This is a genomic window from Beutenbergia cavernae DSM 12333, assembly GCF_000023105.1.
GTDB classification, from domain to species: domain Bacteria; phylum Actinomycetota; class Actinomycetes; order Actinomycetales; family Beutenbergiaceae; genus Beutenbergia; species Beutenbergia cavernae.
Genome location: NC_012669.1, coordinates 4,477,137 through 4,492,505 on the forward strand (window position 1 = coordinate 4,477,137; position 15,369 = coordinate 4,492,505).

The 15,369-nt window shown below is 72.3% G+C and carries 17 protein-coding genes; 5 read left to right on the plus strand and 12 right to left on the minus strand.

Features of this window, described 5'->3' with window-relative positions; genetic code table 11:
- Positions 1-870 carry an NAD(P)H-binding protein gene (locus BCAV_RS20370; protein WP_015884524.1) on the minus strand — a complete coding sequence of 290 codons (870 nt, stop codon included), beginning with the start codon at positions 868-870 and terminating at the stop codon, positions 1-3.
- On the opposite strand from BCAV_RS20370, the gene BCAV_RS23085 reads away from it, so the two are divergent.
- Together BCAV_RS23085 and BCAV_RS20375 are read left to right on the plus strand one after the other, a co-directional pair.
- On the plus strand, positions 869-1,045 hold the full coding sequence (locus BCAV_RS23085) for a hypothetical protein (RefSeq protein WP_187292834.1): 177 nt from the start codon (positions 869-871) through the stop codon (positions 1,043-1,045). The two genes, BCAV_RS20370 and BCAV_RS23085, sit on opposite strands and share 2 nt — an antisense overlap.
- A 19-nt stretch (positions 1,046-1,064) precedes the next feature.
- Positions 1,065-1,733: a glycerophosphodiester phosphodiesterase gene (locus tag BCAV_RS20375; protein WP_015884525.1), complete on the plus strand. Its 669-nt coding sequence runs from the start codon at positions 1,065-1,067 to the stop codon at positions 1,731-1,733.
- A gap of 24 nt (positions 1,734-1,757) precedes the next feature.
- Here the strand turns inward: BCAV_RS20375 and BCAV_RS20380 are convergent, their stop codons facing one another.
- Positions 1,758-2,534, minus strand: a complete 777-nt coding sequence (locus BCAV_RS20380) for a hypothetical protein (RefSeq protein WP_015884526.1) — start codon at positions 2,532-2,534, stop codon at positions 1,758-1,760.
- 397 nt (positions 2,535-2,931) lie between these two features.
- On the opposite strand from BCAV_RS20380, the gene BCAV_RS20385 reads away from it, so the two are divergent.
- The 3 genes from BCAV_RS20385 (at position 2,932) to BCAV_RS20395 (ending at position 6,338) form a co-directional block, all read left to right on the plus strand.
- On the plus strand, positions 2,932-3,828 hold the full coding sequence (locus tag BCAV_RS20385; RefSeq protein ID WP_015884527.1) for a glycine betaine ABC transporter substrate-binding protein: 897 nt from the start codon (positions 2,932-2,934) through the stop codon (positions 3,826-3,828).
- 93 nt (positions 3,829-3,921) lie between these two features.
- Positions 3,922-4,686 (plus strand): copper homeostasis protein CutC, encoded by a 765-nt coding sequence (locus BCAV_RS20390; RefSeq protein WP_015884528.1) that lies wholly within the window; start codon positions 3,922-3,924, stop codon positions 4,684-4,686.
- A 77-nt stretch (positions 4,687-4,763) separates the two neighbouring features.
- Entirely contained in the window at positions 4,764-6,338 is a 1,575-nt protein-coding gene (locus tag BCAV_RS20395) for a M81 family metallopeptidase (RefSeq protein WP_015884529.1), read from the plus strand.
- Here BCAV_RS20395 and BCAV_RS20400 read toward each other — a convergent pair.
- The 10 genes from BCAV_RS20400 to BCAV_RS20445 form a co-directional block, all read right to left on the minus strand.
- Positions 6,324-6,572 (minus strand): hypothetical protein, encoded by a 249-nt coding sequence (locus BCAV_RS20400; protein WP_015884530.1) that lies wholly within the window; start codon positions 6,570-6,572, stop codon positions 6,324-6,326. The genes BCAV_RS20395 and BCAV_RS20400 overlap by 15 nt on opposite strands.
- Positions 6,573-6,671: 99 nt before the next feature.
- Positions 6,672-7,664, minus strand: a complete 993-nt coding sequence (locus BCAV_RS20405; protein WP_015884531.1) for a DNA-3-methyladenine glycosylase family protein — start codon at positions 7,662-7,664, stop codon at positions 6,672-6,674.
- Complete coding sequence (locus BCAV_RS20410; protein ID WP_015884532.1) at positions 7,661-8,329, minus strand: methylated-DNA--[protein]-cysteine S-methyltransferase; 669 nt, start codon at positions 8,327-8,329, stop codon at positions 7,661-7,663. Before BCAV_RS20410 ends, BCAV_RS20405 begins: the two co-directional genes overlap by 4 nt.
- Entirely contained in the window at positions 8,326-8,844 is a 519-nt protein-coding gene (locus tag BCAV_RS20415; protein ID WP_015884533.1) for an RNA polymerase sigma factor, read from the minus strand. The genes BCAV_RS20410 and BCAV_RS20415 overlap by 4 nt, the downstream gene beginning before the upstream one ends.
- Before the next feature lie 95 nt (positions 8,845-8,939).
- Positions 8,940-9,935 carry an acetylxylan esterase gene (locus BCAV_RS20420; protein WP_015884534.1) on the minus strand — a complete coding sequence of 332 codons (996 nt, stop codon included), beginning with the start codon at positions 9,933-9,935 and terminating at the stop codon, positions 8,940-8,942.
- 161 nt (positions 9,936-10,096) lie between these two features.
- Positions 10,097-10,906 (minus strand): carbohydrate ABC transporter permease, encoded by an 810-nt coding sequence (locus BCAV_RS20425; RefSeq protein WP_222836660.1) that lies wholly within the window; start codon positions 10,904-10,906, stop codon positions 10,097-10,099.
- Between the two features lie 59 nt (positions 10,907-10,965).
- Positions 10,966-11,910, minus strand: a complete 945-nt coding sequence (locus BCAV_RS20430; protein ID WP_015884536.1) for a carbohydrate ABC transporter permease — start codon at positions 11,908-11,910, stop codon at positions 10,966-10,968.
- Positions 11,885-13,207, minus strand: a complete 1,323-nt coding sequence (locus BCAV_RS20435; protein WP_015884537.1) for an ABC transporter substrate-binding protein — start codon at positions 13,205-13,207, stop codon at positions 11,885-11,887. Before BCAV_RS20435 ends, BCAV_RS20430 begins: the two co-directional genes overlap by 26 nt.
- Entirely contained in the window at positions 13,204-14,208 is a 1,005-nt protein-coding gene (locus tag BCAV_RS20440; RefSeq protein ID WP_015884538.1) for a Gfo/Idh/MocA family oxidoreductase, read from the minus strand. The genes BCAV_RS20435 and BCAV_RS20440 overlap by 4 nt, the downstream gene beginning before the upstream one ends.
- A 56-nt stretch (positions 14,209-14,264) precedes the next feature.
- Positions 14,265-15,350, minus strand: coding sequence for a LacI family DNA-binding transcriptional regulator (locus tag BCAV_RS20445; RefSeq protein WP_015884539.1), 1,086 nt, complete (start codon positions 15,348-15,350; stop codon positions 14,265-14,267).
- Between the last annotated feature and the right edge of the window lie 19 nt (positions 15,351-15,369).

Genomic DNA, 15,369 nt, shown 5'->3' on the forward strand with positions numbered 1-15,369 from the left:
TCAGAGCGCCGGGCGCAGCTCCGCGAACGCCCAGCCGGCGAGCGTCGTCGGCGTGGTGCTGCGCACGTCACGCGGATCCTCGGGCACGTGCGGGCCGCGGAGACCCCGCGACATCCCGACGATCCCCTCGACCTGCGCGTCGCTCATCCCGAACGCGCGCAGCTGCGCGGCGACGTCGTCGTCCGACACCCGCCGGGCGACCACGTCGCGCCCGATCGCCGCGGACACCACCGTCGCGACGTCGGAGAACGACAGGTCCGCCGGGCCGTACACCCCCTGCGTGTGCCGGCCGCGCCACGCCGTGGACAGCAGCCGCAGCGCACCGACCGTCGCGATGTCGGCGGGGGCGACCCACGGGATGCGCAGGTCGAGCGGCAGCGTGGTCGTGAGCTCGCCGCCACGGAGCGAGTCCAGGTCCAGGAACAGGTTCGAGAAGAAGTACCCGCAGCGCAGGTGCGTGACCGAGGCGCCGGTCGCGTCGAGCATCTCCTCCGTGCGGGCGAGCCCGTCGATCTCGCCGAAGCCGCCCCGCGCGTCCGCGCCGCCGCTGCTCTGGAACACGACGCGCGGGATCCCGTTCTCCTGCACCGCGTGCGCCCCGACCGCACCGACCCGGGCGTACCCGGCGGCCGGGTCGTCGTCCTGCGTCGGCGGATCCACCCAGTACAGCGCGTCGACGCCTGCTGTGGCCGCCACGACGGCGTCGACGTCACCCAGGTCAAGCTCGACGACGTCGCTCGCGGCACGGACGTGCGGGTCGAGGCGCGCGGCGTCCCGCACGAGCAGGGTCGGGCGCTCCCCCGCCTGCAGCAGCAGCGGGACGAGCCGGCGACCTACCTGGCCGGTCGGGGTCGTGACGGCGATCTTCATGGATGGCGCTCCTTGCTCCGGTGACGGGTCGTCCATCCTGTCGGCCGGCGCCGACACGCCCGCCGTCGACGGGCTGGCGCGGGCGAGCCGCACCGATGACGTGCGCCGGTACGGTCGGGCCGTGAACGTCGTCGCGGACCGGGTCCGCGACCAGCACGAGGCGACGGTCGCCTGAGCCCACGGAAGGAATCCCTGTGTCACTCGTCCTCACGGGACACCGCGGCGTCATGGGCGCCGCTCCGGAGAACACTCTCGCGTCATTCCGTCGGGCGGTGGAGTCCGGCTGCGACGAGATCGAGCTCGATCTGCGGCTCACGTCCGACGGCGAGATCGTGATCCTGCACGACGCGGACCTGAGCCGCACGCACGGCCTGCCGGACGCCGTCGTCGACCTCAGCCTCGCCCGGCTGCGCGAGCTCGCGCCCGACGTCCCGACGTTCGCCGAGGTGGTCGCCGCGATCGCGATCGGGATCCAGGCCGAGATCAAGGCCGACGGCGTCCCGGACGTTCTCGTCCCGATGCTCGAGGCCGACCCCGACCTGGCCGGGCGGGTGCTCGTGACGTCGTTCAAGCCGGACGCCCTGGCCCGCGTGCACGAGCTGCGCCCGACGGCGCCGCTCGGCCTCATCTTCGGCACCGCCCCGGAGCCGGCCGAGCTCGTGGAGCGTGGCCTGGCCGTGCACGCCTCCTGGGTCATGCCCGGTCTCGCGGGCCTGACGCGCGACCACGTCGACGCCGCTCACGCCGCCGGCCTCAAGGTCGCGGCGTGGCCCGTGCCCGACGACGAGACGCTCGCCGCGGCGCGGGCGCTCGGCGTCGACGGCGTCACCACCGACAACGCCCACACGCTCCGGCGGCCCTGACACCGCCTCAGACGGTGGGAGCGCCTACTTCTCGAAGAGGCGGGCGCCCCACCAGTCCCACCGCGGCCGCCAGCCGTTCTGGCGAAGCACCGCGAACACCGGCTTCTTGGCGTCGACGGGGCGGATGATCGTCGCACCCTCCCACGAGGCCCGGGATCCGCCGGCGTCGGCGACGACGATCTGGCCGTCGGCGCCCTCGCGGAACGAGGCCTTCGTCTGGTACGCCGTCTTGCCCCGCTTCCAGCTCCAGTCGCCCCGCGCGAACATCCCTCCGGGACTCCATCCGGCGCTGATCGACGTCGTGCCGGAGTACTCGACGAACCTGTAGTGCGCCCTCGCCTGATCGAGGGTCAGCTCCATCCGCCAGGCGTACGCCACGCTGCCCTTCACGAAGAGGGTCGTCCAGCGCAGCTCCTCGCTCTTCCAGCGGACCTCGACCTGAGCGCCGTCAGCCGTGCGGGCGGCGTCGATCCGGTAGGGCAGGCCGTCGCTGTTCATCCCGACGAGGTCCGCGACCACGCCGTCGAGCGGCACGGGTGCACCGGCTGCCGCGACCGGCGCCGCGGGGACCTGGGCCGTCTCCCGCTGTCGGGCGACGCGCATGCCCCGCCGCGCCGTCCAGAGCCCGCGCACGAGGATCAGCACGGCCGCGCCGACGAGAAGGCCGATCCCGAGCGCGGTCCTGTCGGTCATGAGTGCCACCACGGCAGCTGCCGCGAGCGCGTAGCAGACGATGAGGACGACTTTGCGGCTGAGGACGGCGAAGCGCTGCTCCCCGGTGCGCTGTCGTTCGTACGTCATCGGGACACCGACCCTCGACCAGCGTTCACGGTGCCCCATTCAACCAGCGGGCTCGGCACGACCCGACGCGCGCGGCGACGGCCCGCCATCCACACCCCACGCCCACCGTGCCCATAGCCGACGCGAGCGCCGTCGTCGAACTGGAGACCGCGTGAGCCAGTCGCTACCGTGACACGCGGCCCACCGGGCCGCAGCTGACGGACGCGAGTTCGGGGCCCGGGTGTCCCGCGCGCGTACGGTCGGCGGCCGAGCACCTGCCTCGCGCACAACCTGGGCTCTCGACGTCCTGCCCGAGGCGTCCGCCGGTCGCCACCCGTCCGGGCTGAGTACGCACCCCGCCACCTGCGGGGCACTCAACCCGAGGTCGCCAGAGGCGACCGGATCGGACGAACCACACATGAGGAACCGGCGCACCATCGCCATGCTCGCCGCCACGACGGCGGGAGCGCTCGGCCTTGCCGCGTGCAGCTCGACGGAGGAATCCGCTGCCGAGGCACCGAACGGAGACGTCGGTGAGATCACTCTCGCCGCCGTTCCCGGGTGGGACGACACCATCGCCTCCAGCGTGCTGTGGGAGGCGGTGCTGGAGGAGCAGGGCTACGACGTCACCATCGAGTACATCGACGTCGCACCAGCGTTCATCGGAGTCTCGTCCGGCACCTACGACCTCTACCTGGGCTCCTGGCTGCCGACCACGCACGGCGACTACTACGAGCAGTACGGCGACGACATGGAGGTGGTCGGCGTCTGGAACCGGGATGCCCGCAACACCTTCGCGGTGAACGCCGACGCCCCGATCGACTCGATCGAGGACCTCGCGGAGAACGCCGACCTGTTCGAGAACAGGATCATCGGAGTCGAGGCGGGGGCAGGCCTCACGCGTCTCGTCGAGGACGACGTGATCCCGACGTACGGCCTCGAGGAGATGGAGTTCGTGACGTCGTCCACCCCGGCGATGCTCGCCGAGCTCGACGGCGCGATGGCGTCCGGAGACGACATCCTCGTGACGTTGTGGCAGCCGCACTGGGCCTACGGGGACTACGACCTCAAGAACCTCGAGGACCCCGAGGGCACCCTCGGCGGGGCGGAGGAGATCACGATCCTCTCCCGCACCGGCTTCGCCGACGACGCGCCCGTCGCCCACGGGTGGCTGAGCGACTTCGAGATGGACCTCGACCTGTTCGCCACTCTCGAGGCGGCCCTCTTCCAGGGCAACGAGACCACCGAGTACGACGACCAGATCGCCACGTGGATCGACGAGAATCGTGAGTGGGTCGACACCCTGACTCCGTGACGCCTCGCCGCGCCGGGGCCGGGTGTCGCGCCCGCTAGCCTGACCGGGGCCGCTCGCCGCGGCCGGGACGCGACCCGCGAACCAGGAGCCCCGTTGGACGAGACCCGCACCCCACGCCTCGAGCTGGCGATCCAGGACCACGTGGCGGTCACCACGGCCCGCAGCATGGGGGCGGACCGCGTCGAGCTGTGCTCCGCTCTCGGCTCCACCGGCGGCGTGACGCCGAGCCAGGGTCTCGTCGAGCTCACCGTGGAGGCTGCCCGGCCGAGCCTGCTCGACGCGCCCCTCGGCGTGCACGTGCTCGTGCGGCCCCGGCCGGGCGGCTTCGTGTACGACGTCAACGAGCTCGAGCTCATGGAGCAGGACGTCCGGGCCGCGCGCGCAGCCGGGGCGGACGGCGTCGTCGTCGGCGCGCTCCGCATCGACGGGAGTCTCGACACCCACGCGATGCGTGTGCTCGTCGACGCCGCGGCCGGAGCCGCCGTGACCTTCCACCGGGCGTTCGACGTGATGCCCGACCTCGTCGAGGCGATCGACGTGCTCGCCGGGCTCGGCGTCACGCGCGTCCTCACCTCCGGCGGGGCGCTGCGCGCGGTCACCGCCGTCGACCGCTTCCGCCGGCTCGTGCTCGAGGCGGACGGCAGGATCGAGATCATGGCCGGCGGCGGCGTGCAGCCGGAGGACGTGCCGGTGCTCCTCGGGGCCGGGGTCGACGCCGTGCACCTGTCCGCCCGGCGGGTCGTGGTGGACGACGGCGGCCCGGGCGGCGGCAGCGCCACGGGCTACGACCAGACCGACGGCGACCTCGCGCTCGCCGCCGGGCAGGCGTTCCGCCAGTGGTGCGAGAGCACGGCGTGACGGAGTCCTGGCCCGGCGGGCGGGCCGAGCCGGCCGGGACGCCGACCCCGGCGTTCCGCGAGGCGTCCGACGTCTCGATGCCTCCGCTGCCGCCCGTGGCCGACGGCGGGCTGCCGCGCCCGCGCGTCGCGATCGCCGGGATCGCGATCGAGTCGAGCACGTTCTCGCCGCACCGCGCCGGATGGGCGGACTTCCGGGTGCTGCGCGGCGCCGACCTGCGCGCCAGGTACCCGTTCCTCGCCCCGGGCACCGACCTGGGGGACGCCGCCGACTGGGTGCCGCTGCTGGACGCGCGGTCGCTGCCCGGGGGCGCCGTCGAGGCGGACGTCTACGCGAGCCTGCGTGACGAGATCCTGGCGTTCGCGGCCTCCCACGGGCCGTTCGACGGCGTCCTCCTCGACCTGCACGGCGCCATGAGCGTCGTGGGGGTCACCGACGCCGAGGCGGACCTCGTCGGGCGCCTGCGGGACGTCGTCGGACCCGACCCGCTGCTCTCCGCGTCGATGGACCTGCACGGCAACGTCTCCGCGGACCTGGCCCGCGCCCTCGACCTGCTCACCTGCTACCGGATGGCCCCGCACGAGGACGCGTGGAACACGCGCGAGCGGGCCGCGCACCGGCTCCTCGCGCGGCTGCGGGGTCCGAGCGGCGCCGACCCGGTGGCGCGGCGCCCGTGGCAGGCGTGGGTGCCGGTCCCGGTCCTGCTGCCCGGCGAGAAGACCAGCACGCGCCTCGAGCCGGCCCGGTCGCTGTACGCGCGGCTGCCCGCCGTCGAGGTCGCGCCCGGCGTCGTCGACGCCGCGATCTGGATCGGCTACGCATGGGCGGACGAGCCGCGGTGCAGCGCCGCCGTCGTCGTGACCGGGGACGACGGCGACGCCGTCGCGCGCCACGCGCACGACCTCGCCACCGCGTTCTGGGCCGCCCGCGACGACTTCGCGTTCGTGGCGCCGACCGGTTCGTTCGCCGAGGCGCTCGACGCGGCGCTCGCGCGGCCCGCGGACGCCCCGCGCCCGTTCGTGATCTCCGACTCCGGCGACAACCCGACCGCCGGCGGCGCCGGCGACGTCACGTGGAGCCTCGGCGAGCTGCTCGCTGACCCACGGTTCGTCGTCGACCCGGCTGAGGGCGGGCCGACGGCGATCCACGCGTCGATCTTCGACGCGGAGGCCGTGGCGGCGGCCGCCACCGCAGGGGTGGGCGCCGACGTCGAGCTGGCCGTGGGCGGCCGCGTGGACCCCGGTCCACGCGGCCCGGTGCGGCTCGCGGGACGGGTGGCGGCGGTCGTCGAGGGCGACCCGGTCGCCGGGCGGACCGTCGTCGTCCGCGCCGGTGGCGTCCACGCGATCGTGACCGAGCGGCGCAAGCCGTTCCACCTGCTGGCCGACTTCACGGACCTGGGGCTCGACCCAGGTGCCGCGGAGGTCCTGGTCGTGAAGATCGGCTACCTCGAGCCAGAGCTGTACGACCTCGCGGCGGACTGGATGCTGGCGCTCACACCGGGCGGCGTCGACCAGGACCTGCTCCGGCTCGGCCACGAGCGGATCACGCGGCCGAGGTATCCCTTCGACCCGGGCATGCCCGAGCCCGACCTGCGGCCGGTGCTGCGCCGCCGGGGCGAACCGGAGCGGCGCTGGTCACCGCCCGCGTGACAGCGGTCGGCGTCGCCCGAGCGTGTATCCGACGACACCGCCGAGGAGCCCGAGCCCGACGGCCGCGGTCGCGGCTCCGACGTAGAGGCCGCCCAACGTCGGGTCGAAGGTCTGCTCGGACAGCGGCGCGTACGCCGTCCACCCGAACGACACCGGCCGGGTGAGCGCCCACAGGGCGCCGCCCGCGAGGAACAGCGCACCGGCGACCGCCACGATCCAGGACCCCCGCGTCATGGGCGGCAGCCTAAGCCCCGGTTGCGGGCTGACGCGACGTTCCTGGGACGAACCGCCTGCGTGTTCACGCGTCACCTCACGGACGCGAGCGAGCCCGCGTCAGCTGAGCAGCCGCCGCGGCGCCGCGCCGCGGCCCTGGGGCGCCGTCGCCGAGGACCAGATGTGGAAGACGCCGTAGCCGCGCCAGGGTCGCCAGGACTCGGCGAGCGCCGTCGCCTCGTCGGGATCCACGACGCCGAGCCCGCGCCGCAGCACGAGATCGCCGGCGGGGAACGCGTCGGGGTCGCGCAGGAGGCGCAGCTCGAGGTAGTCGGCCGTCCACGGCCCGATCCCGGGCAGCGCGAGCAGCCGCTCGCGTGAGCCGGGCCCGGTGTCGAGCGCGAGCCCGTCGGCGAACGCGGCGGCCAGGGACGTCAGCGAGGACGCGCGCGCCCGGGTGAGGCCGACGACGGCGCGCAGCTCGTCCGGGTCCGCCCGCGCGATCGCCTCCGGGGTGGGGAACGCGAACCAGTGCGGGGCGGTCGAAGGCGCGCCGGCCGCCCGCAGCGGCGTGCCGTACGCAGCCACGAAACGACTCGTGAACGTGCGCGCGGCGGCGAGGGAGACCTGCTGCCCGAGGACCGTGGTCGCCGCGGCCTCGAAGGGGTCGACGAAGCCGGGCACGCGCATGCCGGGCGCGCCGGCGACCAGCGGGGCGAGCGCCGGGTCGGCGGCCAGAACCGCGTCCGCGGCCAGCGGGTCGTGGTCCAGGTCGAGCCACCCCCGCACCCGGCTCACGAGGGCCTCGAGCGCCCCGTCCGCTCCTGACCACACCGCGCCGACCCCGGCCACGGCGACCAGCGGTTCCACGTCGAGCACGACGACCGGCTCGTCGGCCGCCAGGTGCACGGTGACGAGCACCGGGCCGTCGGGGGTCGGCACGGTGCGCGTCACGGTGCGACCCAAGGGGTCGACCCTGTCCAGCCCGACGGTCTCGTGCCGCCCCAGGGCGGCCAGGAGCGCGTCGGCGTCGAGCGGTGGCGTGTACGCCAGGCGCAGCCCGCTCACGGCCGCCCGCGTGGGCGGCCGGGCGAGCGCCGTCGACGCCGTCATCCGGTGCGTCCGAACTCGTTCCGCTCGCGCTCGAGGGTGAGCAGCGTGCGCTTCGCGTCCGGCCCGCCGGCGTACCCGCCCATCGACCCGTCCGAGCGCACCACGCGGTGGCACGGCAGGACGATCGGCAGCGGGTTGAGCGCGCACGCCGTGCCGACGGCGCGGACGGCCCGGGGTCGACCCGAGATCGTCGCGACCTCCCCGTAGGACGCGGTACGGCCGTACGGGATCTCCTCCAGGTGCTCGACCACCGAGCGCCGGAAGCCGCGCAGCAGCTGCAGGTCGAGCGGGAGGTCGAACACGTGGCGCCGGCCGGCGAAGTACTCGTCGAGCTCGCGCGCGACGGCGTCCAGGCGGGCGGGCGCGAGCAGGACCCGCGGGCTGACCCGCTCGGCGAGCTCCTCGAGGGTGGGCTCGGCGCCGTCGCGCGCGAACGCGACCCGGACCAGCCCGGCGCCCGTGGCCGCGAGCACGAGAGGGCCGACCGGCGTGTCGAGCGTGCGGTACGCGACGTCGAGCACGCCGTCGCGCGCGGCGGCGGCGGCCAGCGCTGCCGTGAGGTGCTCCGGCACGGCGCCCGCCCCCGCGGGAAGGTTGCCGGCGGGGATCCCGACGGCGTCGGCCAGCCCGGCCGACAGGAACGGTGGCTGCGTGGCGTGAGTCATGATGCTGCTCCTTCGAGGTACGTCCGGCGCAGGCGCGCGACGCCGTCGGCCGCTGCGCGACGGGCGGCCGCCGCGGTGCCGCCGACGATCGCGGCGACCTCCTCGTACGGCAGCCCGCCCACGTAGTGGTGGACGACGCACGTGCGCTGCTTCGGTGCGAGCTCGGCAAGTGCCTCCCACAGGTCCCGCTCCCAGCCTCCGGGCGGTGCGCCGACGTGGCCGGTACCGACGTGACCGGCTGCGTCGAGCCGCTCGACGACGTCGGACGCGCCGCCCGCCGGAACGGCCCGCCGCGCCCGTGACCGATGCGCGTCGATCGCCTTGCGGTGCGCGATCGTGACGAGCCAGGCCTCGAGGTTGGCGCCGCCCGGGAGGTCCGGGTAGGCCTTGAGGGCGGCGAGGAACGTCTCCGACCAGGCGTCGTCCGCCTGGTCCGGGGGCAGGAGCGCCCGCACGACGCGCAGCACGGTGGGACCGTGCCGCTCGACGACCTGGGCGAACGGTGGGTTGCTCACACCAGGTAGACGCGCGGGACGACCCCCGTGTGAGGTCGCCTTCCCCGCCGGTCGGTGCAGCACTCCCCCACTCTGCACCCCGCCTCCGACATCCCCTACGCCTGCTCCAGGAGGAAGCGCCGGATGCTCGCGTCGTCCGGCCGCTCGTGCGCGTCCGAGCCGACCCACTCGCTGTGCCCCGCCGGCAGCGCGTGCAGCCACGTCGGCCCGCCCAGCGCGTTCGCCACGGCGAACTGGCTGGGCGGCGGCACACTCGGGTCGGCCAGCGCGGGCGCCACCACCACCGGCACTCGCACGCGGCCGGCGGCCGTGGCGGCGTCGGCGTAGCGCAGTGTCTCGAGCGCCTCGGGATGCTCCCGCAGGTGGGCGCGCACCCACCGCCCCGACCCCAGGCAGTCGACGCCGGCGCGCCACGGGTAGTCGCCGAAGCTCGGGACCTCCAGGTACCCGCCGTCGAACCGGTCGTCGAACGCGAGCGCGAGCGCCCCGATCCCGCCGCCGAAGCTGCCCCCGTGGTACGTCAGGCGCCGGGCCTCCGGCACCAGTGCCAGGCCGATCGTCACCGCGAGCCACAGGTCCGCCGTCGAACCGACGTGGCTGTACGACCGCGGCGTCTCGATGCCCCACAGCACGTGCGGGAGCGCGTCGTTGCCGATCCCGGGCACCACGCTGCGCGACCCGAGCCCGCGGGCCACGGGCATGACCGCGAGCGCCCGGGGCGGGACGCCGTCGAGACCGGGGTCCGACCGACCCCCGTAGCCGTGCCCGACCACCACGACCTCCTCGGCGCCGTCCGTGGGCCGCACGACCCACCCGCCGATCGCGGCGTCGTCGAGGCTGCGGTAGGACAGGTCCGCCACCTCGTGGGTCGCCTCGTGCCCGGGCAGCGGGCGCCACCCGGAGACCTCCGGGAGCGGGTCGACGGCGGAGGTCTCGGCGCGCACGGACGCCCAGAAGGCGTCGAAGTCGGCGGGCTCGTCCGCCGGTGCGCTGACGTGGAGGAGGTCCTCGAGCGTGTGCCCGTACGTGGCGTCGAAGCCCGGGTCGGGCACCAGCTCAGGCGCGACGGTGGCCCCGGTGAGGCGATTCATTGGCACCCCTGAAGGCTACGGGCCAAGAACCGCCGCATGCGGCTCTTCACCACTCAGGACCGCGGCGTCCGGAGCCCGGCGAACTGGGTCGCGTTTGCCAGGAATGATCGCGGGTAGCGGTCCCTTGCCAGTCGAGAGGTCGCCGACATGGTGCAAGGCAGTCACTTCAGGGCACCCGATCCGAGTCCGGCTCGCCAATACCGTTGCAGGAAGATGAAGAGCAGGATGACCGGAAGCACCGCGAACAGGGACCCGATGATGACGCTGGGGTAGTAGTCGGCCTCGTTGAGCGACCGGGAGTTCCAGAAGTACAAGCCCAGCGCCACCGGAAAGAGATCCCTGTCGGTCAGCATGAGCAGCGGCAGGAAGAAGTTGTTCCAGATGCCGTTGAAGCTGAACAGGAACAATGTCACCACGCCGGGCCACATCGAGGGCAGCGCGATCCGGAAGAAGATCCCGAACTCGCGGGACCCGTCCAACCGGCCGGCCTCGACCAGCTCGTACGGCGCGTAGGAGCGGGCGAACACCCTGGCGAGGTAGACACCGAACGGGTTGACCAGTCCGGGCAGCAATACGGCCCAGTACGTGTTCACGATCCCGAGGTTCGAGGCGAGCAGATATAACGGCAGTGCCGTCGCCGCGCCCGGTACGAGCACGCCGACCAGGACGAAGCCGAACACCCTCTCCTTGCCACGGAACTCGAACTTGTCGAAGGCGTGGCCGGCCAGGAAACAAATCAGCGTAGATCCGGCGGCTCCGACTCCGGCGTAGGCCAGCGAGTTCACGAACCAGCGAGGATAGATGCCGCCGTCGCGGCCGACAAGCGTCGTGACGTTCTCGAGGAGGTTGAAGTCGGCGAAGACGAACCCGGACGTGCCGGTCAGGTCCGTCGCGTCCTTCGTCGACGCGATCACGAGCCAGAGCAGCGGGAATATGCAGTACGCCATGACGACGACCAGAACCACCGTCACCGGGACCCGACTCAGTAGCCACATCGGCGTTCGCGCGGCTACTCGGCCGCCGGCCCCGCTCACCGTCGCCTCACACGCGTCGCAACCCACGACGCGGCACCGATGAGCACCGCGAACACCAGGGCCGCCGCGGCTGCGACACCGAAGTTGTGGTCGGTGAACGCCTTTTGATAGATGTACATGTTCGGAGTCCACGTCGAATCGATCCCGGGCGCCCGGGAGCTCAGCAGCATCGGCTCGGCGAACAGTTGCATGGCGCCGACGATGGTCATGAGGACGGCGATGCTGATCGCCCCGCGAATCATCGGCACTTTGACCGACAGCGCGACGCGCAGCTGGCCCGCTCCGTCGACCCGCGCGGCTTCCAGCGTCTCACGCGGGATCGCCTGCAGCGCCGCGAAGAAGATGACGACGTTGTAGCCGACGTGCAGCCAGATCGTCACGTTGGCGACGGCGACGATGGACGCCGGCAACGAGGAGATCGACCACTCGGCGCTGCTGAGTCCCTCCACGACGTCGACGAGCGGCGAGATCCCAGGCGTGTAGAGATAGAGCCAGATGATGGCCGCGATCAACCCCGGCACAACGTTCGGAAGGTAGTACACGAGCTGCAGAAAGCGGCCCCCGATCGCCAGGCCGCTGTCCAGCAGCAAGGTGATGACGATCGCGGCGCCGATCATCAACGGGATGTAGAACACGCAGTAGACCCCGATGATCCCGAAGCTGCCGAGGAAGTCGGTGTCACTCAGCACCGCGGCAAAGTTGCCCAGCCCGACGAACACCGTTTGCGCACCACCGAAGCCCAAGCCTGACGACTGCTCCGAGAACAGGCTCAAATATGCCGCGTACCCTAGCGGCACGATCGTGAAGACAGCGAACACGACGAAGAACGGCGCGATGAACGGCAGTGGCGACGGGCCCCGCCGCCGCTGCCCTAGCCGGGAACCGGCCGGGACCGCGCGTACGAGGGCGGCCACGTCAGTCGACCGCGATCCCGCGGTCATTGAGACTCTCGACCACTGTCTCCTGGACCGGGGCAAAGATGTCGGGGAGCGCGGTCGTGCCGGCGTTCACCTGCGCGATAGCGTCCTGGAACGCGGTGTCCATCGTGCTCTGTGCAGGTCCCCAAGTCCACTCGCCCGGGATGGCGGCGGCAGCCTCTGCTGCGACGGCGTAGATGTCCTGGCCGCCGAAGAACGAGGTGTCGAATGCGTCTCTGGCCGGCCCGACAAGATCAGCGTTCGCGGGCAGCACGCTGGACTCACCGCCGGCCACCCGGGCGGCGATCCCTTCCTCGGTGGTTGTCATCCAGGCGATGAAGGCCTCCGCGGCGTCTTGATGCTCACTGTCCGCGGTGACGGCGAATGTCGCGCCCCCGTTGCCGGCCGATGTCGGTTCGCCGGTGAACGACGGCGGCAGGGCCACCCGCCACAGCCCCGCCTGATCTTCGAAGTTGACCGGGAGGTAGCCGCCATTCCAGGACCCGGCAAGTGTCGTCCAGGTCTGGCCGGCGGCCTGCCTCTGACCCAGGAGCTCGCCCTCGCCGACCCAGACGAGGTCTTCGTCGACGAAGCGCTGCTGCATTTCGGCGACCTGGCGGGTGACCTCGTTGTCGATGTCGACGGTCCAGGCGTCGCCGTCGGCGGAGTACCACTGGGCACCGGCCTGCCAGTTGATGCTGGCGAGGGAGCCAGGATCGTTGGCGGTGGTGGCTCCGATCCGGGCTTCCGGGTCGATGTCCTTGATCTGGCGGGCGACCTGCTCGTACTCCTCCCAGGTCGTGGGAACGTCGATCCCGTGTTCCTCGAACAGGTCGGCGCGGTAGTACATCACCCAGGCCGCCAGATCCAGTGGGTAGGACCACGTCTCGCCGCCCAGCTCAACGAGGTTGCGAGCGGCGTCCGGGAATTCCTCCGCCACCTGGTCTGCCGCTTCCTCGCTGAGTGGCTGGAGGAGCCCTTGGGCGAGGACATCAGGCAGGTACGGGTACTCGACGGTGGCGACGTCGGGTGCGGTGCCGGCGCGCGACGAGTTCGCCAGAGTCGTGTAGTTGTCCGCCGCCGACGGGGTGGTCTGAAACTCGACGATGATGCCGTCCTGCGAGCTGTTGAAGGCCTCGACGACCGCCTCGGAGTTACGCAGCCAGGACATGAAGGTGATCGTGACCGGGCCGTCGTCGGCCTCGGTCGGTGCCGCGTCACCAGACCCTTCGGCGCCGGCGCAGGCGCTGGTCAGCAGGGACACGGCGACGGCCAGACCGGTCAGCCGAACGAGGCGGGCACGGGGAGTCAGATGCGTCATCGGACAACTCCTTCGGGTGTGTTGGGAGGAACAGCCGGCCGGTGACCGACCATCATGGATGTGCGTCCATCGGTCGTGGGTAGCCCGGCGGAGGCCAGGATGCGGTCCATCAACTCCTGCGTGCGGACCGCGCTGGATGCGTCGTTCTGCGTGATCTGCGCGCTGGCCCGGACTGCCGCGAAGAAGTGGTCGGCCTGGGCCGCGAAGCCGAGCGTGCGTGTCGGGGCGGCGAACCCTGAAAAGGCCTGGGTCTGCCGATGCGTACGCTCCTCGCCGCCCGTGGCCACGCTGATCTGGTCCGGCGCCACGACGGTGACCGACTGCCCGTCTCCGTGCAAGGACACCCTCTCGGTCCACACCCCGGTACTGCGGTTGCCGACGACAGTCGCCAGCTGGCCGCCCTCGAACTCGAGGAGAGCGGTGAGGGAGTCCTCCCAGTACGGGTCGTCGAAGACCGCCCGCGCGGTAACCTCGGCGCATTCGCCGAAGAAGAAGCGGGCCAGGTCGACCATGTGCACGAGGTTCTCCGCCGAGCCTCGGTAGCCTCGCTCCGGCCGCGTCTTCTCGAAGACCCCCACGGCCGCGGGATGCTCCGACATCGCGGCCTTGGCCCGCATGTAGACCGGGGCGAACCGGCGATTGAAGCCGACCATCAGCGACGTGTGGCGCTCGGCGGCAATGTCGCGCAGCAGCCTGGCCTCCGGGAGGCTCGGCGCCAGCGGCTTCTCGCAGAGCACCGGTACCCGGCGCTCCAGCAGCGCCGTCACGACTTCGACGTGATGCTGCTCAGGCGCGAGGACGAGGGCGGCATCCACATCGACCGCGGCCAGCAGCTCGTGGACGTCGGCGAAGCCGGGGATCGAAGGGTGCCGCGCCAGCGCCGCAGCTGACGGATCGGCCACCGCTACCACCGCGACGTCCTGGCGGTCGGCGAGCACCGGGAGGTGAGCGATGCGGGCGATCCCGCCAAGGCCGACGACGGCGGCGCGCAGAACTGTCACGCGGAACAGCGTTCGGCCGACCCCTAGGCCGCGTCAACGAATCCGATCGGAATCGGTCATCCGTCCGATCGGCGCACCGATGAGGACCGCACGTTCAACGACGGCATGATCCGCACTTGTTGCATGGCGGTCAGCGGGTCGCTGACCGGGTGGCGCATCCGGTCAAGACACAGCGCGATCGCGGTCCGGCCGAGAGCCTCCGCAGGCGGTGCCACAGCGGTGAGCGGAATCTCGGCCAGCTCGGAGAACTGGTCGTCGTAAGCCACGATGGCGAGGTCATCAGGGATGCGGATGCCCAGTTCGGCGGCTTCCTGCAGCAGGGCCATCGCGTGGGCGTCGGGCTGCACGATGACACCGGTGATCCCGGCATCGACGAGTTCCTGCAGCAGGGCACGGATCTCGTCCCGCCGCGCCTCGGTGACCCATGCCTCCTCAGGCAGGTCCCGTCGCGGCGCGTGTTCCAGCAGGCCCAGCTCTGTGATGGCCTTCCGATAGCCGGCGAGCAGCCGCGGTGACGTCGGGTTACCCGCGGTGAGCAGGGCGATGCGATCGAAGCCTTGGTCCACCAGGTGGTGGACGCACAGCTCAGCTCCGAACTCGTGGTCCGAGCGCACCGATTCGAGGCGGGCCGGTCCGACGAACTCCTCGAGAGAACGCTCGAGGAGCACGACCGGAATCGGCGAGTCGAGCAGCAGGTCCAGCGTCGGCCCGGAGAAGTCCGCGAGCGAGGGGGTCACCAGCAGCCCGTCCGCCCCGGCCGCGACCATCGCCGCCACGGAGCGTCTCTCGTCGCGAGCGATGTAGTTGGTGACACCGAGCACCAGGCGCACCCCGTTGGCCTGGGCCGCCCGATTCGCCGACCGGATGATCGACGCGTAGTAGTTTCCCGTGGTCGGAGCCACCATCCCGATGGTGGGGATCTCGCCCCGTCTGACCGGGCGGCGTGTTCCCGGATCCGTGCGGCCTACAGCGGTGGCGCCGCCGTGCACGCGATGCAGCAGACCGCGCTTCTCCAGCGACGCGAGGTCCCGCCGCAGCGTCACGACCGACACGCCGAGCCGCTCGGCGATGTCGCTCACGACAAGCGAACCGCGTAGCTGGAGCTCCTTGAGCAGGGCGTCCTCGCGCTGAGGGCGGATCATCCTGCCGAGTATGCCGATC

Coding starts and splice junctions, on each gene's coding strand:
- BCAV_RS20445 (WP_015884539.1), bottom strand. CDS start 15,350: ATGATCCGCCCTCAGCGCGAGGACGCCCTGCTCAAGGAGCTCCAGCTA.
- BCAV_RS20370 (WP_015884524.1), bottom strand. CDS start 870: ATGAAGATCGCCGTCACGACCCCGACCGGCCAGGTAGGTCGCCGGCTC.
- BCAV_RS20400 (WP_015884530.1), bottom strand. CDS start 6,572: ATGACGCGGGGGTCCTGGATCGTGGCGGTCGCCGGTGCGCTGTTCCTC.
- BCAV_RS23085 (WP_187292834.1), top strand. CDS start 869: ATGGATGGCGCTCCTTGCTCCGGTGACGGGTCGTCCATCCTGTCGGCC.
- BCAV_RS20395 (WP_015884529.1), top strand. CDS start 4,764: ATGCCTCCGCTGCCGCCCGTGGCCGACGGCGGGCTGCCGCGCCCGCGC.
- BCAV_RS20385 (WP_015884527.1), top strand. CDS start 2,932: ATGAGGAACCGGCGCACCATCGCCATGCTCGCCGCCACGACGGCGGGA.
- BCAV_RS20380 (WP_015884526.1), bottom strand. CDS start 2,534: ATGACGTACGAACGACAGCGCACCGGGGAGCAGCGCTTCGCCGTCCTC.
- BCAV_RS20435 (WP_015884537.1), bottom strand. CDS start 13,207: ATGACGCATCTGACTCCCCGTGCCCGCCTCGTTCGGCTGACCGGTCTG.
- BCAV_RS20405 (WP_015884531.1), bottom strand. CDS start 7,664: ATGACGGCGTCGACGGCGCTCGCCCGGCCGCCCACGCGGGCGGCCGTG.
- BCAV_RS20420 (WP_015884534.1), bottom strand. CDS start 9,935: ATGAATCGCCTCACCGGGGCCACCGTCGCGCCTGAGCTGGTGCCCGAC.
- BCAV_RS20430 (WP_015884536.1), bottom strand. CDS start 11,910: ATGACCGCGGGATCGCGGTCGACTGACGTGGCCGCCCTCGTACGCGCG.
- BCAV_RS20410 (WP_015884532.1), bottom strand. CDS start 8,329: ATGACTCACGCCACGCAGCCACCGTTCCTGTCGGCCGGGCTGGCCGAC.